Raw genomic sequence first — 19,884 nt, 5'->3', positions numbered from 1 at the left:
ATGGCCACGTAAAGGCTTCACCTCACTGGACGAAGCCCGGCAATGGGTAAAGCGTTTCATCGACTGGTATTGCCACGCCCATCGTCACAGCGGCATCCAATTCGTGACCCCGGCTCAGCGGCACCAAGGGCTGGATAAAATCTTGCTGGCGAAGCGCCATCTGGTCTATCAAGCGGCTCGCACCGCACGGCCAGAACGCTGGCAAGGAGAGACACGAAATTGGGCCTGGAACGATGCGGTTCAGCTCAATCCGGATCGACCGATTACGCAGGAGAAAACCGATAATTTATTGGCTGCATAAATCGTAAAATTATCTCAACACCTTTGACAATCGCCGTAGTGGCTGTGAGTACAACCCGGCCGTCTTTCACATTCACGAAGCTGGTCACAAACTCCATCGCAGCCATGGTGTCTCGCTGAGGGTTGTAGAACAGGGTGTGAACGGGGAATGGAACCCGTTGGCTGCAGTCGAGCTTTTGCTCAACAGGTTTCGTGTCGTTGTTCGTTGCGAGCGAATCAAAAATTGCGCCGGCGATCCAGGTCCCCATCGCAATACCAAAATTTCCACCGCCAACCAGAGGGTGCGCAGCCTGCGAAACTTGCGCACCCTTGTCAAAATTCGTTGCAACTCGTAAAGCCCCATTGGGGCTGAATTCAGGGGTGGTAGCCGCGACTTCTGCTGGCAGGCACTCAGCTCGGTAGAATTCATCTTTCTTCATGATGTTTTCCGACAGAAAATCCACGACCGTTCCGTCCTGAGCAAAGGAACCGCTCACCGCGTAGAAGTGTGTTTCCGCTCGAAGTGGTGCGTGCTCGTCAAAGTTTTCCGGGTTCTTTTTCTTTAACGCAGCAACAATCCTATCCGCCTCAACGGTTGATACCTGTTTCCCCGCGAGCAACGCCGGTCCACGGTCGAGATCGGCTTGAGGGATATAGGCGATCCGCCCGGTCTGTTGGTCAACCAGGCCAACTCCGGCATAAAAATCACCATAGGTGATAGCCATAGCCGGCTGGGTACACAGAAATACGGCGGTGGCCAGAGCAAAGATCTTCTTCATTTGGGTATCCGGTTATTTTGTGGGTGGCGACTAGCGGCGTGGGGCTGCTCAACTTGGTTGTGCATGCCGATTGATGGCTTCAATAGCCGCTTCCATTTTCAATCGGGCAGAAGAATTTGCAGAGTGCACTCGCATGAGCGGCGGCCGCATGCCGTGCACTACCACTTGCTCCTCCAACCACAGCAAAACCGTGTAGCCTGTGCCACGCTCGTCGTCACCCAAATCGTGGTCAAGGGACAGCTCCGTTACCTGTCCGGTCTTTAGAAGCGCAATGACTTCTTCAGGCCAGAATGTGCGTACCCAACCCGCCGGGGTAACGCGCTCATCATCTAAGAAAACTTTCATTTTTGCCTCTCTATTGGAGGGTTGCAGCAGTCAAACCCCACAACTCCCCTTCTACCTCTTTCGGTCATGGGGTGAGCAATACGTTGCCGTTGATGCCGTATTGCTGCGCGGCTTGCAGCAACGCCGCTGAGAACGCACTATCGAATGTCATGGTCGGGTCCTGGAGTTTTTGCTGCACCAGGTTCAGGACCGTTTGTGACTCCTGGGAAACAACCAGAGCGGCCGCAATTGTCGAGTTCGAAGGCACGATTGCGGAGTAAGTTGGTGCACCCGGCGCTATCCCGCCTATGACGCTGGTGCCGCCGGATACGATTACGATCAGTGGGGTACTCACCGAGGTACTCAACCCGACACTAAATTTGCCGTGAGCATCCGTAAAACCTGCCCCGATTTGCGCCGCTTGCCGGCCGAGCGCATCGGCGGCATACACTGCAACCGTAGCCCCTGTCTCCGTTGGGAACGTGCTACCGTCAACGGATGTCAGTGGTGAGAGACTTGGCGTCGGCGTGTACGTCCAGGTGATCGAGGTGTTGGTAACGGTATTGCTATTGATCGAGCTCCCGCTTACCGACTGGTGAGCGGTTGAACCAAGGTATCCGTTGAGTGCGTTTTGGTTTGTGCCGGAGCTGACGGCTGTCTGAGCATTGTTTTGGGTGTAATTCGCAATGCTGTTGATGTCGGTGGACGATGGGGTTTGGACGTTGCTTGCAATTGATGCGCTGAACTCTCGGAAGTCCATTTTGCTGAAGTCAAGCTGGGACAGTTGGGCCTGCGTGAATCCACTGCAATCTGGCGACGACGGGTCACCCCAGGTTTTCCCAATCAGTGGACGACCTTGCTCCTGGATTACCCGGCCGAGCAAGCTGTTAAAGCAGCAGTAGGACTGTGCCGACTCTACACAGCCAAACATCGTGCTTTCGGTGCAATACTCGCCGACATAATGGCAAAGCCCGGCGCCGCGGTGCATGCTGAGCATTTGTTCGCTTTGCTCGCACTGGTGGAGCTTCATGATCACCATGACCGCCACCTGGAACGCCAACATGTACGGATTGAATACGGCAGAGAACTGACCGCTGGCGAGCGTGGTGGTTGTTTCCCCAGCCGCGTTGATAACCTGCGTAGGCTCACCGTACAGCACAAAATCCCCGGCACCGAGCTCGGCACCTCCCCAGCCCATGGTGAATCCCATATAGCTGACGTTTGTGAGCGACCAAGCGCTGAATGAGCCGCCTATCTGGCTGATTGCCCCACCGCTATTCACCAGTGTTGAGCCGTACTGTTGGGCGTAACCTTCGGCATTTGAAAGCCCCTTTTCCATCAGGAAAGAGCCGAACTGTCCTCCCATCGCGGATCCAGCTGAGTACATCATGTCGTACACGTACGGAGAGGCGTAGTAGCTAAATGCCTGCCCCAGGGCGCTGGCGGATTTGGAAAGCGCCATCTGTGTAACAAAGGTTGCGGCGCCCCCTCCACCCATTGCACTCGAATTAGATTTCGCGCCACCCGATGTGCCGCAGCAGGACTTGATTCCCGCCCAACCTTCGTGGCACTGCTCGCTGGTGCCTGTAAAAATCCCGAAGCTAGCGTCGCTACCGTACTGGCCAATTTCACGCCCAATTTCCTTGGTGGTTGCTGCCAGGGCAAAATTTTGATCGGCTGAGTAGTTGGTGTTGAAGCACGCACCGCTTGAGGTGCAAATATCGCTGACCAAGCAGGTGTTTGTCGTTGTGGTGGCTGTGCCGCTCGCGCATTGGTAAACGTAATTCTGCAGCGTGCATTTGCCGCTTGTATCCGTGCCGGCACAGGTTGGCCCGGAATATTGCGTACAACCTTGGTCACGTAGAGGTGCGCACTGATCGACTGGGTTTGAGGCATCGCTGCAAACGTACACATCCTGGTACTGCCAGCACGGCTCATAGATCTGCTGGCCGCTGATCGTCTTTGTCGACGGTCCGTCGATACAAATCTCGCTCGCCTTTTGGCATTGTTGCGCGGCACTCACGACCTGGCTGTAGCTGAACAGTAGCAAGGTGACCAAGGAGATGTTTTTTCGCAGATTCATGCTCGAGCCATTTTTATTTCTTGTTGGGACGTCGTTGTGGGCTGGGCAGCGAAGGGATGCGGTCCCATTGCCATTGCGATACCCCGGGGAGAAGAGAGGCCGGCTTGAATGAGTCGAAAGCCCCCTGTGGTTGTTGGTGGCCGAGAGCGGGAATGCGGTCGTGACCGCGGGTTGCATCATGCCTTTTCATTTTGTCCTCCGGTCCTTGGCTGAAGCTGAAAGGTCGTAGTGCACTGCTCCGCTTTGCAAACCGACTGCAATCAAAAGTCTGAAAAGCGTGTCCAGGCTCGCAAACTGGCGTGGGAACCGCCCCTTGTTTGCACGCAGAGCAAGGTCGTTGATGAAAAGCAGGTATCCACCCTCTTGATGGGCAAGGATGCTGATTTTTTTAACCGCGGCAGCGGCGACAAAGGCGCGCAAAGTCTGCAGATCGATCACTTCGACCCCTTTGCCAGTCGTGGAAAGGCGAGGACGCAGACCCGGGCCAACGTGAGTGGAGAGCGCCATCCGGCATAGAGCCCACTGAGACTCAGAAGAGCCGGGGCAGGGGCGGCATAGCTGGAAGAAGCTGCCACAAAGAGAATCCACATCGAAGCGGCGAACAAGAACAGAGCAATGATCGCAAGCAATACCACCGCGACTAGCGATAGAGCTGTCCTTTTACGGGTGTGCTGATGTTTCAGCTCTTTTGTGATGCATGAAGCCCCAAAGCCAGCAAAGAAAGCGGAAAAAAAGAACCATGAAATATTCATAAATGACCCTTACAAGATGCTGTTTCGACAATTCTGTATTTGTGCTTAAACAATGCGAATTACAAAAACCAACGTGCTGATATTTATGTTGCGCCTTCTGTTTTGTTGAAAACAACCCCTAGGTATTTTTTGACCAAAGACGCCAACCATACTCACGTTGCACTTACCAATAAATGTTTCTGATTTTTGAATTTCTGACCAAAAACGCCAACATTGCTTGTTTGGGCTAGATTCCTTTGCTGGCGGTGCTTTTGAGCTATTTGCTGTGTAAATAAAAAATCCTGGTTGACGTAGAATATCAACCAGGATTGAGAGTTGCGGTGTTGTACATTTGACACAATTCTGTCGGTAAAATAAAAAAGCTGCTCTTGTTGAGCAGCCTTTTTGCGAGACCTACCTCTATAGGAGAGATTGTCTATTTATTAACTTGCCGCTTGGGCGGTTACTGTATGCCAATTCTTGAGTCTCTTGACGTTGGTTGTCGCTAAGCGGACCGTTGTCCCTAGTGTATGCTTTTGACTTGTGTCTTTTTTGTTTTGCTTTTTTCATAAGCGATTCCTGCCTTGAGGTAAACGGTTCGAAACATGTTTTTTATTTTAGCTCTAAATTCATGGTAGATCGAGTTATTGTTCTGAATGATGTTATGCGTCATTCAGGTTTTTGAGACTCTTCGACTTACGCGCTCCCCTGTGCGGATTTTAGATAGCTTCAGTCCAATATCTGGTAGCCGTTGAACGTATCCAATCCTACTCGGAATGTGCGGCATTCCTTCTCTGGAGTGCCTGGTTCTCTTCCATTCGGAAATGATGAGAGCCTTTAGCTTTTTGACCTGTTCTCTTGCACCTGAAAAGCCTGGAGTTCTCCAACTTGAATAAATCAACTGTTGAAGGGCTAAATCATCCTTACTTCGTATCGCCATTAACACAGAGTCGCGTATAGCTTGAATTCGCATGGCCTGATAACGCCATGTCCACGATGAGCTCGATTTCCCTTGTCGAGGCAAGCGTACCAGTTCATACCCATCTAACTGCAATCGGTGCTCTAGTACAGATGTCCACTTTTCTTTCGTAGCGTCCGTCGGTGCCTCACCGGGAGATCTGAGTAACCACCAACGCACGTTCTCTTGATCGTTGTTACTGTAGAACATGATGAGTTTGAAGCATGCTTTTCCTTCTTTTCGTTGCCGGAAAGCATCGAGTCGTGTCTGCCCTACGCGATAGATACTGTCCAATTTTCCTGCGAAGTAGCCGGCTTTCTCTATAGAGATTTGACCCGTGACATACCACGAGTGGCCGAACCTTATGTAATCGCTTAGGCGTTGCATGAGCGCGGTCTTCTTTGTGAAAACGAACCAGTCAATGTAAGGCCTATCTTCATTATTCATTTTTGGCTCCAGCTATGGATGCCTCAATGCTATTTTTTCCCTCTTTCGTTGCGCAATTAAAAATTAATTTTTGACCAAACACGCCAACTTAAGTTTTGACGTGTTTCTGTTGTGTGATTTTTTTAGATCACCATGCAGCGCTGTTTGTATGGCTGGATGGCATAACTATTTATTCAATGGCAATGACGTTACACGCTGATATAAATGCAACACATGAAACAAAACAATAAGGCGAGATATCAGCGATGGATACAAAAGAAATTAAGATTCCAGATGTGAACTATTTGCATGCCTGCTGATAGTACTAACATGGTGTTGTCACACAGGCTGTATGTGCCCGACAAGTTTCACAAGTCGGGTCGCCAGCCCACTTGTGAAACAGTGTCGTCAGGCATGAAGCCCCTTCTTCAAGTGGAGGGGTTGCCAGCCCCCCATTTTTTATTCATCGGGGGCCGCCAACCCCACCATTTTAAAGGACCAACTTCGATTTACCGCCAAACGCCATTGTTATGCGCCTGGGGAGGATTCCCCGCAGCTCAGGTTGCCGCCTGGGCTAGTACGGTGAAGCGTGGTGCTTCTAATAGAGCTCGCCACGTTACGCTGAGCGCTGGACGGTGAAACTCCGTCCTTCGACTCAATCTATTGCTTTGTCAGATTGAGGATTGGGCGACCGTGAAACGGCGCCAGGGAGGAAATGCCCTGGTGTCCTGGTCACAACGAAAGCGGGTGAAAGTCCTGCCTACGGCGGGCTCGGAAGGGTTCGACGTGTGCCACACACGATGGCTGCTGAGGCTATGGAAACATAGCAGGAGTGCAAGGGAAAACTGGCGCACTTGGCACCTGGCTGGCGCAAGCTAGTTGGGGTCGTTGATAGCTTAAACGTGTAACCCTAGGCGCAAGACGCCGGGTTGTGGATGCTGTGATGCGGTGGTGTATCGGTAGGTGTTGATGTCTGCGAGTAGTAGCCGAGAGTTTTTGGAATCTTTATCCGGTGAAACCCTGGGAAACTGGGGGTAGGGTCTCTGACCTATGCGTAGCAGATGGAGCCGACCGCTAAACAGCAGCAGTAGTTGTGATCTAAGCGGGGAACCTCTGACGGCCTATGAACCAAGGGTGGCACCTGGGAGGCGCAAGAGGGGGAGATGTGGCAAGTACGAGCCTGGGAGTGGCTGACCGATGCGGTCACGACCAGAACCGAATTAATTCGGGTAGGAAAGCTGCAGCCGTACGAAAAGGCGCAAATGGGGTTGGCACCCCGAACAAGTGAAACAGTGTGAAAGGGAAGCAGGGATGCTTCTTCCTGTCTGCTGGTTGGCGCCAGCAGGCAGGCTTTGGGGTGGCACCCAAAGCGAGCACTATTTATCTAACCCCATCCTCGGATGGCTCAAACACATACGGAGGACTTAACGGTAGCGTTGTTCGTTAGACGCTATCGGATCTGGCCTCCGGTAGCGTTGAAATTGCTGTTTGGAACCAAGCTGCTGCTTGGGTTTTGTTAACCTTAGGGAGGTATTCAATGTGGTCTATGAAAGGGTAGTTACTGCAGAATACCTGGAGCGCCATCCGGGAAAGGCGCGGTATAAAAGCCGAATCATATTGTGTAGTGATCCTTGACTGCACTGAGATTATCATCTCGCAACCCAGCACCCCCTGTTTCCAGGGGGTGTTTTTTCTTGTGCGTCCAGCAAAGGTGTAATTATTTTGAAAACCCATTTACTCCATCAAAAGCATCATTCAAAACTTTTCTGGCTGCCAGGATGAATTCATCTCCCTGTGCTCTAATCCAGTATGAATTTGTGATGGCATAAAATGCACCCTGCATATCTGAAAGGCAGTCGGCTTCAATACACATGGCAAAGTTCTTTGCGATTTTAGTGGCGGATTCAAAGTGTTCTGTGAATTCTCCATTTTTTTGAAGTTCTATTACTTTCGCCAGTGAGCCGATGCGTGGTTGATGGTTTGCTAATTCCTCAAATGTTGCTGGCTCTATCAAGTATTTGTCTTGGAAAAATTCTATATTTAAAGCTAAGTGTTCAAAAAAATCGTCAAGATCAAATATTTCAGAGTAGAGTACTTCATCTTGTAGATCTTGACTTCTTGTCTTGAAGGCTTCAGTTGCCAGATTTTCGGGTGATGTAGCCAGAAACCATTCATGCGAAAATTTTTTATCAAAAACATCGCACATGAATGAGTCTGTAAATTTATCAATTAGCAAATGTAATTCACGTGGGGCTGACTGCTTTGGAAGTGTCAGTTTTTGATAGCCATCCATGATGGAGTACCCATTGGTTAATGTAAGACAAAATGTCGTGGCCTATGCCGCGATGGGGAGCATATTGACCTACCTTGCTCCTGGTGCTTAGCAAGGCGATGAAAGCTTCTATGTTAAAGAAAGATTGGCGTTTTTGGTCAGAAAATTGACAAACGAGTTCGAGCGCTACTGGTGCTAAGCCGCGTGGTCGCGGCAAGCACCGCTACCCCGTTCGGGACACAAGACGTCCCTCTCGGGTCCCTAGCGGCACGGCGTCCCGCCGGCCCTGTGCGATTTACCTCCCGCTTGCGCTTAGGATCTCTTGTAGTCTGCGGATGGATGCCATCCTTCAGCCCCAGAGCTTTGGGGGTGTGTCATGATTGTTTCCGGCTAGCCTTCATTCTGGTGGCCTGCCGGTAAACGACTATCATCAGGATCAACCCAATCACCGTAAGGGCGAGCGCTGTCCACGAAAAAAAGTCCATCTAGCTTTCCTCCTATTCGGTATGTCACGAGGGATAAACAATAGAGACGCCGATTCCTGCATGCTCAAGCATACGTCGAGCGCGATCGAGGAGCATCGCATAGGCTGATACCTGCAAGCCCTGAACCACTGATCTAAATTCCCTAGGAATAGAGCTCGACTCTTCTGTCAGTTCTTCGTCAAACTTGAAGCGCGTGAAAGTCACAACTTTCAAATCTCTGCTAGCATTGGCTTGTTCTTGCTTCACTCGTCTGAGAAGTGCGTCAACCGCTTCGTTAAACCTACGCTCCAGAGAGTAAACATAAGCCCAGCCTTCCTCGGATACATTCATTCTCTCAGATTCCCAGTACTCGACCGTGCGCCGTGAGACCCCGAGTCGCCCAGCCAGCCAGGCTGCAGAGATACCCATGCCTTCCCGCATTGTCTTGAACATGGCTCCTTCCATACCTACCCCTTTCGAAGTGCTCTCCGAGCCCGAAAAATCGCAATGTCCATGAGGCGATCAGCCTCCTTCCGATTGCCCCGCTCGTATTCAACGCCGGCTGTAAAAGCAAACGATAACGCTTCCAGTCGACCTGGTTGTACGTTGTGTCGAACTTCGGTCTGAGTTGCACACGCATACGCGTGTGCGTGCCGTCCATCACAAAAGGCCTTCTGCAAAGCTCGTAGCGACTCCTGAGACAGAATTTCATGGGTCATAGAGTTCATCATATCGATTGCAAATCCCCTATATTTTATGTTCGCAAATGCGAACATTGCAATAGGTATAGGTTAGGGAGGAAACTTATATATTTGGAATAATTGTGAGAGCCTACCGCTTGGTTCGAATGTATGTGAAGTGAGCAAGGTCTGTATGACAAAAGCGAAGACCTGTAGGGTGAGGGGGGCAATGATCCTTGTCGCTGTGCCTGTAGATCCAAGTACAAGAAATACTGTCTACCCTAACTTAGCGTGATCGACATGGAGATGTTTTGCTTAATCTCTTTCAGAAAGCGGAAGTGTCGGTTGCAAATTTTTTAGAGCAAAGCCTGTGATTAATATGTTTTTTAAGCTGGAAAAAATATTTTTAGGTGTGAAATCGGTGATTTGCGAATATAGAATCATAGTTCTATTGATGGGCTTTCTTGCAGCTGTGTTTTTTGTGATGTGGAAATATGGTACTGGTGATTTACACGATTTCGGTCTTAATGCGTTTTCAAATATCATTGGTATGGCTATAACGGTATTCTTTATTGATCATCTGATTAGAAATCAGGAGATTAAAAGGCAGTGGCCTCTCAAAGTCGCAGCCTTTCTCGATGTTCAGAGATTTGTGGATGGCCTAGCTATATCTTGGTTAAATGTTTACAATTGGTCCGGGAAAAATGAATTGCCACCCCCCAAAGAACCGCCATCAATATCAGAGTTTCTTACATTGGAATATTTCAATATAATCCGACAGCGCTTAAATCTAGATGCTGAAGCTTGTGTGTTCCCCAAGCGAACTTGGTGGGAGTATCTGCCTCAAGAAGAAGAGAAATATCGGCAGCTAGGGGAGAAAATTTTGGAACGACATGGTTCTAATCTCGACCCATTCGCATATCATTTGGTTTATAAGATGGTTAATTGTTTTTTGGACAAGAATGTTGGTCTTAATATGTTGCCAGTTTTAAGACAAACCGGGGGCCTAGGACTTCGAGAGGAGTTTGAAAAATTACCTGGAAATGAAAAAAATCGACTAGGACGTTACTGGGTTGTGCTCGAAGATAACCTTCAATATTTTAATGATCTACACAATTGGTATATTTGCCATAAAAGAGAATTTCTTGGTCATGACTAAATTCGTCTTCATGGTAGAAGGCTGGGTTTTTCAATTTGTAGTGTTTCAATGAATTCTAGAGTAGGTTTCTCCTCTCAAAACTCGCTCAACTTGTCGAGTATTGAGGGCTCCGACTATAGAGACGATACGATCGATGGGAGTGCCGTCCTCGCTTAGCCTTCTAATTAATCTAACTTGGTCTACTGATAATCTGTTTTCCGCACTGCAAATTACTTTGACTGCATAATCTTCATTTTGCCATAAATTACTGATCAGAAGGTTCGGAATTCCTGCACGGGGATTATCATATTGATATGCTTCAATGGCTCGTTCGCGCTCCTCAAGTGCTACCTTGCCTGAAGGTCGAAGTAGATTGAGCTTGTGCAGAAATTTTATACCCTTAAAACCTCCCGGAATCATATTTAGTGATTTCCCTATCGCCATGTACTTGTCAACAATTTCTTCCTCCCAAGCCATAATCTGTTCGTAGGTATGGTTGCAGACAACAAGCTCGGAGCTGAGTATTACATTGTTGTTGCCAGCATACTGCCGCCAAGCACGATGAAAGGTCTTGTTTGATCCTGATCTAATCTCCGTAAAGTGTTCTGCCATACGTTGAAGCCAATTTCGTTTTGAGACGCCAATATAAACATGCTCGTCCAAAAATTTTCCGGCACTATCTGATAAAGCAATTGAATGAGCATACCCAACATGATCGTCAGTAATCGACGGCCAGCCCTTCATTAGAATCTGAATTGGTAAGTGAATAGCCCATTGTGTCTCGCTGAATGTGTTGTGTATGATGTGTAATACAACACGACGCTCTTCTTTTGGACGTGCAAACTCCGTGTGGTAAAAATATGCCTTCACGTCTGTGGTTACTCCCTCACTCAGAGTAGCGGTATGCACGATGTCAAAGTCTAGACCGTTATAAAGTTCCCACGGCTGCATTCCTTTTCGGTTGAGGTTGTTCGCTAGTAGTTTATCGCTGATGCCGATCAGTTTTTTTGATATTTCAGGTGGATCGCTAATGCATCGTACTTTACTAGATGTATAGGTATATCCTTCATTTAGGTTTTTCATTGCCTCTTCGAGTACGGTTGCAAATAATTTCGTGTTGAATGGAGCATACCGTCCCAGGAATTTTTCTACTGCTTTAGGGTTGATATATCGATAATCAATTTTCTGATTCGCCCGTGAATGTAATTCAATGTTTTTTGGGGTGTTGTCATTCGTGTCTAGCGGTTGGAAAGGCACAAGCGAGCATGCCAAGTTTTTTTTCTTCATTTTCCTTGCCTTTTTGTACTTTGCACCCTTGAGCTCCTGGCCGTATCATCTGTTATGCAACTCTTCTATGCCTACTTTCCGTGATATATAAAGAGCTACAGAGTGTGCAATCGATTGATATCAACATATTTATTCGTTGCGAATTTTCTTAGAATAGTCGGCCAGTGCATTACTGATTATGGATTCAAGAAGATCTTGCTTGCTCTTCGCCGTTGAATACTTCAGGACGAATTCTAGATCGTTGACCAGCTCCTCGGAGACCCGTATGAGGAGTTGTTTAGTGCGCACACCTGGCTCGTAGTCTGAAATCTTAACTACAGAGAAGTCTTGCTGCGCAGGTGGTGTCGAGGTGGAGTCAGCGCCTGCTGCGAAGCGTGCTAAGGCGTCAGGATCAACCTGTTGTGGCTGCTGCTGGGTCACTTGCTGAGCTCGCCGGAAGCGGTTTCCTTCAGCCATTGATCCAGTCTCCCAGGAGTTCGTCTGCTAGCAATTGGATTTCGGCTTTTGCTTTACCATCTTTTGTTTCGATAACCCCTTTCCCTTCGAGCAAAGCCGTGCGGTATGCCTTGCGATCGCGAGTCAGCCCACGTAGAAGATGGATTTCAGAAAAGTCTGTCAACAACTCCCTGGCATCCCGTAACTCGTCATTGGATGGGATATTGGGTGCTCGTGCGATCATGGCCCTGACCTCGAGTCGCGAGTTCATCGAACTCGCCAGCCCGATCAGCTCGTTCATATGTTCTAGGGTTTCCAGGTCGGCAATGCTGGCTTGCAATGGCATCACTAATCGATCTGCGGCGACAAGGGCTTCGCGCAGTTCCCCGCTGTCTCGGCCGCTCACATCGATCAAAACGTACTCGTACCGTTTCGCAAGGTCCTGCACAGTAGAAAAGATTTTCCCGGTTTTCTGCGTGCAGTGAATCACGGGTAAATCGCCGCCGACGGCGTTCCTGCGCGCAACCCAGTTGCTGGCTGTCGATTGCTTGTCTGTATCAAGCAGCATCACGTCAGCCCCTTGGTGAGCAAGCCAGACCGCTAGGTTTGTGACGGTCGTGGTCTTTGTCGATCCGCCCTTTTCTACCCCAACCACAAGGATTTTTCCCATGGCTTTCTTTTCATTTTACGTTTGATATCAAATATTATCTTGTGATTGCTATTGATATCAACTGATATCTTTTGATATCAATTGGTCGTATCAAAACATGTGGGCAATAGGTTGCGGTTACACCAATTGGGGTGGCTCTTGATCTTTGCCGGAGCCGAGGGGGGGGGCCACGCCTCTCTACAAGGGGCTTGGGTGGGAATTGGGGCACCGGGATCTCTTGGTTATCCAACTCCAGGTTGGACCTCTTACGAGGCGGCGTGCAGCTTTTTCACCGGCTAACGACTGCACCAATTCTGGCATTCAAATTTAGCGAGAGTAGGTGTCAACTCCCGGCTCGGGAGACCGCGCATAGCGCGGCGGGCGGGGGTTGACGCCTGCGAAGCGTCACGCTTACGAGGAGGGCAGAAGGATTGCTTTTACCTTCTGCCCCCGAGGATCGAACGCGGCCGTTCGGACAAGCCCCATGGGGGGCGCGTCAGGAGGGGATCTGTGTCTTTCGTTTTTGCTGGGTCTGGGTCGCGATGGGTTTTCTGATCATGCTTACATCTCTTGGACGGCTGTCTGGCGATTACTATGTAGGTCAGATACAACTGCAATTAGTCGATGAATTGGTTCTGCCAATCGTTTAGGCAATACACGGTGCTGTGTATGGGTTTTCAGGTCTGGGATCCAGCGCCTTGCAATCCATACGTCTTCTTCAGGAAAGTCGTTATCCACGCCATTGCAATACTTGTAACCCACGAGTGCATCTGCATGTGATAGGAGTACACGCGCCATCGTCATGTGAAATCGATGAGATTGAAGGTCTGCTGGGCCCTTAGGGCGAGGGAGGGTCAACCGCAGGCATTGGTGATCGTTAAACTCGTGCCAATCAGGGCCGACGATCTGTCCAGCGTTCTCAAGCATCCTGCGCGACTGAGGGCTTTTGGCATTGACAAGGCTAATTACAACAGATCCTGTTTGGTATCCCAGTTTCTCACTGAGTAGTTTCATCCAGTGGACCAACTTGTTGAGGGTGGCATCATCGGCGAACACGAGATACTGGTGACGCTGGTCGCGGTCAAGAAACGCAGGCAATTGTGCGTAGAGAGGGTATAGCAGGTCGTGGAGGTAGAAGTAGGTCTGCCGACGTCCTTGCTCGTGACTCCGTGTGGTCGCGGTCAGTACTCGTCTAGCCCAATCCTGCGTGAGCTCAGCGAGTGTCATCTCAGTGATATCGATGGAGATTAGCGGGAATCCCACCGACTTTCCGATCAGTGCCTTGCGTCCGTCAAAGGCATGGCTGAGTTCGATTTCAACCCCGCCCAGTACCATTTTTTCTGTCTGTACTGGTGGGCCGAGTACGGCAACGTCTAGTCTAAATTGACTGCCAAACGGTGTGATTAAACAATGCTCTGTCACTACATCGTCAGCACCAAGCAGTAGGTTGCCTTCGAGTGGGTAGTCTGATGAATCCTCATCCTTGAATGCCCAGGGCATGGCTAGGCCGGCATTCATGCGTCTGAATAGCTCTGCTGCGATAAGCTCTTTCGCTTTTCTGTGTTCGGGGCTTTCCTGGACTGCATGCCGTCTGTTGGCTTCTTCATCGTCGAAGTGCTTTTGGGGGCTGAAGGAATGAGAGCTAGGGAGCACTCGGAAATGAGAGCGTCGGATTAACTCCCCATCTTCGTCGAAAGTTGGGCGAACCCACGTTACCATCTGTCGGGGTAGGTCTGGAGTTACTAATGGCCACAGCTTGCGCGCATGTTCTCTGCTGCGAACATCACGTGCAGGGATTTTTGTCTGGAAAATCCCTTTTCTTGAGAAAACAACAATTGCTTCTTCCATCCTTGTTTTTCTCTTCGCTGTATGAGCATGTTGCCGCAGTCCGGGAGGGGCTTGGGCTTCAAATTACCCCGTCAAGAAGTTTTAAGATCGCGGCTCTATATGGCTTCAACACCTGATCTCTCTCAGAGGTTTTTACATAGTCCGAGTGGGTAAGATGTACAAGAGCTCGAGCCACAGCATGGCCTGCACCGGCGACGTTGTATTGATTGGGTTTAGAAGCGAGGTCGGAACGTAACTCAGTGGCCGCATCGTCAACAGTAATCGGCCCTCCCCACAAGGGCATGAGGTCCTGCCTGTAGTCAGTTTCAACGGCAAGGGGCACATCCTGAGCATGGGGCCAAAGTGCGAGAAATGCATCAATCAGGAGGATTACCTTTTTGGGGTCTGCCTTTATCTTGGGTTCTGCATAATCTGCTTCTTTGTACATTTCCCGGATCTGCTTCAGTTCTTCCCACATGGGTTCTCCCCCTCATTCGCGTTGCGAAACAGTATTCGAGTAGTTTCTCGCGTCGTGTCGTCGTGGGCAAGCGAGACTGTACCGGCTGCTCCTGTAGCCTAATGCATTAATGCTTTTCCACATGCTAGCGGCGGTCATTATCAGAATCGTTAAAGGCAACAGCTAACGGCAAACCCTACAGGTTTAGGGGGAGGGTGATTTCACGGACGAATTGGGGGTTATTTCACGAACCAAAGGGGGGCGATTTCACTAACAAAGAGGGGGGTGATTTCACGTGAGTAACTTTGTGAGTCCACAGGGTTGTTCACCTGTCGGTCCATAGAGCGGCCGATCCAGAGAGGACCGGCCGTACGACTTTTACTCTGCGATATATTTCAGCGCCCCTTTGGAGGGATCGGAGGGGGAGATCCGCGCAGTAGTAAGCCTCCACGTACTGTCTGAACCTTTGCTTGTGGATAGACGGCAAGAACCTTTTTGAGTTGGGGTAGGAAGGCATCCTTGAAGTTTTTGTCTGCTTCCGAGCCGGTGTATTCTTGTGCGAACTGCTCACGGAGCGACGCCCAATGGAGGATCGGCCCTCTTCCTTCTATTCGGTGCAGTCGGTGCGCCAGCCAGGTGTACACGTCTAGCGCAAGGGCAGAGCCTTTCAACGCATGCAATGCTCTGATATCGAGCGGTACGGCTCCCTCGAGTAGCGAATTATAAAAGTGCTCAGTCAGGATCATCAGGCCAGGCCATAAAGCCCGTTGCCTCGTATTCCGATTGGCCAACCAGGCATCGAACTGTTCGACGGCTTGTCCGTTGAAGGTGCGTCCGCTGATACCCAGTTGAAGACGGCACGCAGCGAGAGCGTGCATCTGCTTGCGAAGCGCCGAATAGCGCCGGCCATCCTGGTCCATGCCCATCAATTCTAGGAACTGCGCGGCGCTGTCTCCGATAAAAATCTCCCGGGTCTTGTGCCGTACGGCATACGTGGAAACGTGCGCCAGTGCAAGGCGCGGTAAAGCTCCATACGGAAGCGGCTGGGGAACAGGGCCCGCGCCCTCATCAAGATAGCCTGCTTGTACATTTAGCCAAGCTGTTCCAGATTTGCGTAAGAACTCGCGTGCATTGACCATTTTCCTTGGCAAGCCAACCTGGCAGAAAATGGCGTGAGTGAACGCCATGTCTTTCCCTGTCGGGTGTTTGAGCGAAATCTCGGCAGCCGCTCGGATGAGTTTCTCTGCTTGTGCGGAGAGCCTTTTGCTCCCCTTCGGCTGCTCTATGTCCTGAAATGGTGTTGGTTGCGCGATGGCCCGCTGATGCTTAGTGCCCGGCTGCGGGCTTATTTGCGCCCCGGTAGTTCTTCGCGCAATTTCAGCTGCTTGAGCAAATGGCACCCCTTTATCTATCAGCTGGCTTCTATACCGGTCTTCCTGGATGTCCCTCATCGCTCGCAGCCTCCAGAGAGACGCGCAAGCTGCTCGAGCTTCGTGGGTCTCCCGCGGCGACGCTTCGCTGGGGGGCTAACAGGTTGTGCTGCGGCAAGCCACTCCAGCACATCCTTTTCGAACCACACAAGGCGGCGGCTATGTGGAAACTTGAACGGTCGGGGGATGAGGTGCTTGTACTTCTCGTTCGTTGCGCAGGTGCGTATTGTCGTTACGCTTTTGCCGATGATGGCGGAAACCTGTTCAATGAATAGAACACGCGGAGCAGCAGAGGAGGTTACAGCCTCTTGCTGATAGGGGGTAATGGCAGACATGGGAGACTCCAAGCCATTGACTCCAGACATGGCGAAGCCATGTCCCTGGCGTGGCGGCCCACCGAGGAGTAGTCAATGGTTGGAGAGGCTAGCCCATGGATGGGCTAATGTGCTGTTGGATAGCTTCTCAACGGAAGCCGATCCCAGCGAACGGTCCTGCACTTTTGCTCCACGCTTTGATCCGCCTTGGAAAACCCTTTTAGGGTGGAGAGCTATATGCCGGCGAGGCCCTGCCTCAGATGCCTGTCCTGCTTCCGATTGGCCTCACAAACAATCTGGAGCAAGCATATGACTGGTTATCCGTTTATTTAACCCGGTCATCGTGGATGGCGGCATGAATCCATCTAGCATTAACAACAATGTATAACAACGTGGAGTATAGGGTCAAGCCGAGTCGGGCCATTGTTGGGCCACTGATGTTGCAGAATTACTCTAAATTGGCATTCATGCCAACAAAGAGTTGTGCTGATAAATCTTTGATTTACTAGGGGTGTGGATGGTGGACCGAAGGAGGATCGAACTCCCGACCTCTGCATTGCGAACGCAGCGCTCTCCCAGCTGAGCTATCGGCCCGTATCGTTACTGGCAACGATCAAGAAGCCGCATTGTAAACAGGCGGGCGCGAAATGACAATAGCCTGTCGTGACGACGGTGGGGCGCACTTGTTGTGAATCAATAGGCGCTGTCGAACGATGGCGGTATGATGCGGCAGCCTTGATCGACGGCATCGTGTCGCCGGTCTATAACACAGCGTTCTTACAGCATTCGGGGAGTCGTTATGCTTTCGCCACGCATCAAGTTGTCCAAGCTGGGCCCGCAGTTCTCACGCATCGTCGCCGGCGCATGGCGCATGGCCGACTGGGGCTGGACGCCGCAACAGCGGCTGGCCTGGATCAAGGGGTGTCTCGAACTCGGGGTGACCACCTTCGATCACGCCGATATCTATGGCGGTTATCAGGCCGAAGAGCAGTTCGGCGAAGCGCTGGCGCTGGAGCCGGGGCTGCGCCAGCATATGCAGCTGGTCAGCAAGACCGGTATCGCGCTGGTGACGCCGAACCGGCCCGAGCATCGCATCCAGCATTACAATACCAGCCGCCAGCATATCGTCGTTTCTGCAGAACGCTCCTTGCGCAATCTTCATAGCGACCACCTCGACCTGCTGCTGATCCACCGCCCGAGTCCGCTGATGGATGCCGATGAAATCGCCGAAGCGTTCCACGCCCTGCACCAGGCGGGCAAGGTTCGTCATTTTGGCGTATCCAACTTCACTCCGCGCCAGTTCGAACTGGTGAACAGCCGCTTCCCGCTGGTCACCAACCAGGTCGAGGTTTCGCCCTTGTTCCTCGACACCCTGCACGACGGCACCCTCGACCAGATGCAGCAACTGGGCATCGCGCCGATGGCATGGTCTCCCTTGTCCGGCGGTCGCCTGTTCTCCGACGGCGCGCGCGAGACGCGCGTACGTGAAGCGCTGTCGCAACTGCCGTCCATCGGCAATGCGCCGGCGGACGAAGCGGCTTACGCATGGCTGCTGCGCCATCCTGCACGCTTGTTGCCTATCACCGGCAGCAGCAGGCTGGACGTCATTCGCAAGGCGGTGAGCGCCTGCTCGCTGCAGATGGATGAGCAGGACTGGTTCTCGGTCTGGGTCGCCGCCACCGGTCACGCGGTTCCCTGAGTCTGTACCCGGTCTACGTCCGCGGGGCGGGCGCAGACCGGCTCCCTCCCGCCCTCGGGCATTCGTCGCGAAGTGTCGCGTCCCGTTCCCCGCTTCTGAAAACAGGCTTGCAATTGTCGGCTGTATAAGGCAAGAATCAAAGCTCGACATACAACACCGAATATCAGAAAAGATGGCACTCATCGTACAAAAGTACGGCGGTACCTCGGTCGGGACAACAGAGCGCATCAAGAACGTTGCCCGGCGGGTCGCCAAGTGGAAGTCCCAGGGGCACGATATCGTCGTTGTGGTGTCCGCCATGAGCGGAGAAACCAACCGCCTGATCGCCCTGGCCAAGGAAATCCAGTCCTACCCGGATCCGCGTGAACTCGACGTGCTGGTTTCTACCGGCGAGCAGGTCACTATCGGGCTGCTGGCGCTGGCCTTGCAGGAAATCGGCGTTCCCGCCCGCAGCTACTGTGGCTGGCAGGTGCCGCTAGTGACCGACAATGCCTTCGGCAAGGCCCGCATTCAATCCATCGCCGACGGGGCCATGCGCGCCGATCTGGCTGCCGGCCGGGTCGTGGTCGTGGCCGGTTTCCAGGGCGTCGACGAGAGCGGGGCCATCACCACGCTCGGCCGGGGCGGCTCGGATACGTCGGCCGTCGCGCTGGCTGCCGCGCTCAAGGCTGACGAGTGCCAGATCTATACCGATGTCGATGGCGTTTACACCACCGACCCGCGCGTCGTGGCGGAAGCCCGGCGGCTGAAGACGATCACCTTCGAGGAAATGCTCGAAATGGCGAGCCTCGGTTCCAAGGTGCTGCAGATACGTTCGGTGGAATTCGCCGGCAAATACAAGGTTCGCCTGCGCGTGCTGTCCAGCTTCGAAGACGAGGGGGAGGGCACGCTGATTACGTTCGAGGAAGACGAAAATATGGAAAAGGCTATCGTAGCCGGCATCGCATTCGACCGCAACGAAGCGCGCATCAACGTCAAGGGTGTGCCGGACAAGCCGGGTATCGCTTATCAGATTCTGGGGCCGATCTCCGATGCGAATATCGAGGTCGACATGATCATCCAGAACGTGGGTGAGAATGGAACCACCGATTTTTCGTTCACCGTGCCGCGCAACGAGTACCAGCGCACCCAGGCCATTCTGCGCGACGTGCAGACCCATATCGGGGCGGCCAAGATCGATGCCGACGACAAGGTGGCAAAGGTTTCCATCGTCGGCGTGGGCATGCGTTCGCACTGTGGCGTGGCGTCGACGATGTTCCGCACCCTGGCGGAAGAGGGTATCAATATCCAGATGATCTCCACTTCCGAGATCAAGGTTTCGGTGCTGATGGACGAGAAGTATCTCGAACTCGCTGTGCGCGTGCTGCACAAGGCGTTCGGTCTCGATCATGGCGCGAGCGCCTGATCGGGTAGGGGTTGACAGGGGGACGCGTAATCCATATTATGGCGTCCTCTGAACGGAGAAATGGCCGAGTGGTCGAAGGCACACCCCTGCTAAGGGTGCATACGGGCAAAACCTGTATCGAGGGTTCGAATCCCTCTTTCTCCGCCAGACACGCACCCGTAGCTCAGTTGGATAGAGTATCTGGCTACGAACCAGAGGGTCGGGCGTTCGAATCGCTCCGGGTGCACCAGCAAGTCCCTATAGTTTA

17 protein-coding genes, 3 tRNA genes and 1 pseudogene are annotated in these 19,884 nt (G+C 51.8%); 6 read left to right on the top strand and 15 right to left on the bottom strand.

Annotated elements, in window-relative coordinates; genetic code table 11:
* A pseudogene (locus G520_RS24540) lies at positions 1 to 301 on the top strand (integrase core domain-containing protein); the annotation flags it as partial.
* On the opposite strand, the gene G520_RS0113955 reads toward G520_RS24540, so the two are convergent.
* From G520_RS0113955 to G520_RS24045, 8 genes are all read right to left on the bottom strand, one after another.
* Positions 264 to 1,058 carry a hypothetical protein gene (locus G520_RS0113955; protein WP_028536199.1) on the bottom strand — a complete coding sequence of 265 codons (795 nt, stop codon included), beginning with the start codon at positions 1,056 to 1,058 and terminating at the stop codon, positions 264 to 266. The pseudogene G520_RS24540 and the gene G520_RS0113955 sit on opposite strands and share 38 nt — an antisense overlap.
* 48 nt (positions 1,059 to 1,106) lie before the next feature.
* A complete protein-coding gene (locus G520_RS0113950; RefSeq protein WP_028536198.1) occupies positions 1,107 to 1,403 on the bottom strand; it encodes a cyclic-phosphate processing receiver domain-containing protein in 297 nt (98 codons plus the stop codon).
* A gap of 64 nt (positions 1,404 to 1,467) precedes the next feature.
* Positions 1,468 to 3,465 carry a conjugal transfer protein TraN gene (gene traN / locus G520_RS0113945; RefSeq protein WP_028536197.1) on the bottom strand — a complete coding sequence of 666 codons (1,998 nt, stop codon included), beginning with the start codon at positions 3,463 to 3,465 and terminating at the stop codon, positions 1,468 to 1,470.
* Positions 3,466 to 3,651: 186 nt separating this feature from the next.
* On the bottom strand, positions 3,652 to 3,903 hold the full coding sequence (locus G520_RS0113940) for a hypothetical protein (protein ID WP_156876957.1): 252 nt from the start codon (positions 3,901 to 3,903) through the stop codon (positions 3,652 to 3,654).
* Positions 3,900 to 4,217 carry a hypothetical protein gene (locus tag G520_RS25005; protein ID WP_156876956.1) on the bottom strand — a complete coding sequence of 106 codons (318 nt, stop codon included), beginning with the start codon at positions 4,215 to 4,217 and terminating at the stop codon, positions 3,900 to 3,902. Before G520_RS25005 ends, G520_RS0113940 begins: the two co-directional genes overlap by 4 nt.
* A 652-nt stretch (positions 4,218 to 4,869) precedes the next feature.
* On the bottom strand, positions 4,870 to 5,601 hold the full coding sequence (locus G520_RS25000) for a hypothetical protein (protein WP_156876955.1): 732 nt from the start codon (positions 5,599 to 5,601) through the stop codon (positions 4,870 to 4,872).
* Between the two features lie 1,696 nt (positions 5,602 to 7,297).
* A complete protein-coding gene (locus G520_RS24995; RefSeq protein WP_156876954.1) occupies positions 7,298 to 7,873 on the bottom strand; it encodes a hypothetical protein in 576 nt (191 codons plus the stop codon).
* Positions 7,874 to 8,361: 488 nt separating this feature from the next.
* On the bottom strand, positions 8,362 to 8,769 hold the full coding sequence (locus G520_RS24045; RefSeq protein WP_051229408.1) for a transcriptional regulator: 408 nt from the start codon (positions 8,767 to 8,769) through the stop codon (positions 8,362 to 8,364).
* Positions 8,770 to 9,375: 606 nt separating this feature from the next.
* Between G520_RS24045 and G520_RS24990 the strand changes: the two genes are divergently transcribed.
* On the top strand, positions 9,376 to 10,155 hold the full coding sequence (locus G520_RS24990) for a hypothetical protein (protein ID WP_156876953.1): 780 nt from the start codon (positions 9,376 to 9,378) through the stop codon (positions 10,153 to 10,155).
* Between the two features lie 45 nt (positions 10,156 to 10,200).
* Here G520_RS24990 and G520_RS24535 read toward each other — a convergent pair whose 3' ends face one another.
* From G520_RS24535 to G520_RS0113885, 7 genes are all read right to left on the bottom strand, one after another.
* A complete protein-coding gene (locus G520_RS24535) occupies positions 10,201 to 11,421 on the bottom strand; it encodes a GIY-YIG nuclease family protein (RefSeq protein ID WP_211222833.1) in 1,221 nt (406 codons plus the stop codon).
* A gap of 129 nt (positions 11,422 to 11,550) precedes the next feature.
* A complete protein-coding gene (locus G520_RS0113910) occupies positions 11,551 to 11,877 on the bottom strand; it encodes a hypothetical protein (RefSeq protein ID WP_028536194.1) in 327 nt (108 codons plus the stop codon).
* Positions 11,870 to 12,526 carry an AAA family ATPase gene (locus G520_RS0113905; RefSeq protein WP_036666354.1) on the bottom strand — a complete coding sequence of 219 codons (657 nt, stop codon included), beginning with the start codon at positions 12,524 to 12,526 and terminating at the stop codon, positions 11,870 to 11,872. The genes G520_RS0113910 and G520_RS0113905 overlap by 8 nt, the downstream gene beginning before the upstream one ends.
* 540 nt (positions 12,527 to 13,066) lie before the next feature.
* Positions 13,067 to 14,353: a hypothetical protein gene (locus G520_RS0113900; protein WP_028536192.1), complete on the bottom strand. Its 1,287-nt coding sequence runs from the start codon at positions 14,351 to 14,353 to the stop codon at positions 13,067 to 13,069.
* A gap of 58 nt (positions 14,354 to 14,411) precedes the next feature.
* On the bottom strand, positions 14,412 to 14,810 hold the full coding sequence (locus G520_RS0113895) for a hypothetical protein (protein ID WP_028536191.1): 399 nt from the start codon (positions 14,808 to 14,810) through the stop codon (positions 14,412 to 14,414).
* Between the two features lie 374 nt (positions 14,811 to 15,184).
* A complete protein-coding gene (locus tag G520_RS0113890; RefSeq protein ID WP_084637640.1) occupies positions 15,185 to 16,240 on the bottom strand; it encodes a replication protein RepA in 1,056 nt (351 codons plus the stop codon).
* A gap of 811 nt (positions 16,241 to 17,051) precedes the next feature.
* Positions 17,052 to 17,127 (bottom strand) — tRNA-Ala (locus tag G520_RS0113885).
* 205 nt (positions 17,128 to 17,332) lie between these two features.
* Here G520_RS0113885 and G520_RS0113880 point away from each other — a divergent pair.
* The 4 genes from G520_RS0113880 to G520_RS0113865 all read left to right on the top strand — a co-directional run bounded on the left by G520_RS0113880 (position 17,333) and on the right by G520_RS0113865 (position 19,866).
* The gene (locus G520_RS0113880; protein WP_036666353.1) at positions 17,333 to 18,232 is read left to right on the top strand and encodes an aldo/keto reductase; all 900 of its coding nucleotides are present in this window, start codon (positions 17,333 to 17,335) and stop codon (positions 18,230 to 18,232) included.
* A 172-nt stretch (positions 18,233 to 18,404) separates the two neighbouring features.
* Positions 18,405 to 19,637 carry an aspartate kinase gene (locus G520_RS0113875; RefSeq protein ID WP_028536188.1) on the top strand — a complete coding sequence of 411 codons (1,233 nt, stop codon included), beginning with the start codon at positions 18,405 to 18,407 and terminating at the stop codon, positions 19,635 to 19,637.
* Positions 19,638 to 19,691: 54 nt separating this feature from the next.
* Positions 19,692 to 19,784: transfer RNA gene (locus G520_RS0113870), tRNA-Ser, on the top strand.
* Between the two features lie 5 nt (positions 19,785 to 19,789).
* A tRNA-Arg gene (locus G520_RS0113865) sits at positions 19,790 to 19,866 on the top strand.
* Positions 19,867 to 19,884 lie beyond the last annotated feature (18 nt).

It is taken from the genome of Paludibacterium yongneupense DSM 18731 (assembly GCF_000422925.1).
Lineage (GTDB): Bacteria > Pseudomonadota > Gammaproteobacteria > Burkholderiales > Chromobacteriaceae > Paludibacterium > Paludibacterium yongneupense.
The sequence above is the reverse complement of the archived record's forward strand: the minus strand, read 5'-3'. Positions and strand labels throughout refer to the sequence as shown.

Coding starts and splice junctions, on each gene's coding strand:
- G520_RS0113910 (WP_028536194.1), bottom strand. CDS start 11,877: ATGGCTGAAGGAAACCGCTTCCGGCGAGCTCAGCAAGTGACCCAGCAG.
- G520_RS24990 (WP_156876953.1), top strand. CDS start 9,376: ATGTTTTTTAAGCTGGAAAAAATATTTTTAGGTGTGAAATCGGTGATT.
- G520_RS0113895 (WP_028536191.1), bottom strand. CDS start 14,810: ATGTGGGAAGAACTGAAGCAGATCCGGGAAATGTACAAAGAAGCAGAT.
- G520_RS0113955 (WP_028536199.1), bottom strand. CDS start 1,058: ATGAAGAAGATCTTTGCTCTGGCCACCGCCGTATTTCTGTGTACCCAG.
- G520_RS0113950 (WP_028536198.1), bottom strand. CDS start 1,403: ATGAAAGTTTTCTTAGATGATGAGCGCGTTACCCCGGCGGGTTGGGTA.
- G520_RS0113875 (WP_028536188.1), top strand. CDS start 18,405: ATGGCACTCATCGTACAAAAGTACGGCGGTACCTCGGTCGGGACAACA.
- G520_RS24995 (WP_156876954.1), bottom strand. CDS start 7,873: ATGGATGGCTATCAAAAACTGACACTTCCAAAGCAGTCAGCCCCACGT.
- G520_RS0113900 (WP_028536192.1), bottom strand. CDS start 14,353: ATGGAAGAAGCAATTGTTGTTTTCTCAAGAAAAGGGATTTTCCAGACA.
- G520_RS0113905 (WP_036666354.1), bottom strand. CDS start 12,526: ATGGGAAAAATCCTTGTGGTTGGGGTAGAAAAGGGCGGATCGACAAAG.
- G520_RS24045 (WP_051229408.1), bottom strand. CDS start 8,769: ATGTTCAAGACAATGCGGGAAGGCATGGGTATCTCTGCAGCCTGGCTG.
- G520_RS24535 (WP_211222833.1), bottom strand. CDS start 11,421: ATGAAGAAAAAAAACTTGGCATGCTCGCTTGTGCCTTTCCAACCGCTA.
- traN (WP_028536197.1), bottom strand. CDS start 3,465: ATGAATCTGCGAAAAAACATCTCCTTGGTCACCTTGCTACTGTTCAGC.
- G520_RS25000 (WP_156876955.1), bottom strand. CDS start 5,601: ATGAATAATGAAGATAGGCCTTACATTGACTGGTTCGTTTTCACAAAG.
- G520_RS0113880 (WP_036666353.1), top strand. CDS start 17,333: ATGCTTTCGCCACGCATCAAGTTGTCCAAGCTGGGCCCGCAGTTCTCA.
- G520_RS25005 (WP_156876956.1), bottom strand. CDS start 4,217: ATGAATATTTCATGGTTCTTTTTTTCCGCTTTCTTTGCTGGCTTTGGG.
- G520_RS0113890 (WP_084637640.1), bottom strand. CDS start 16,240: ATGAGGGACATCCAGGAAGACCGGTATAGAAGCCAGCTGATAGATAAA.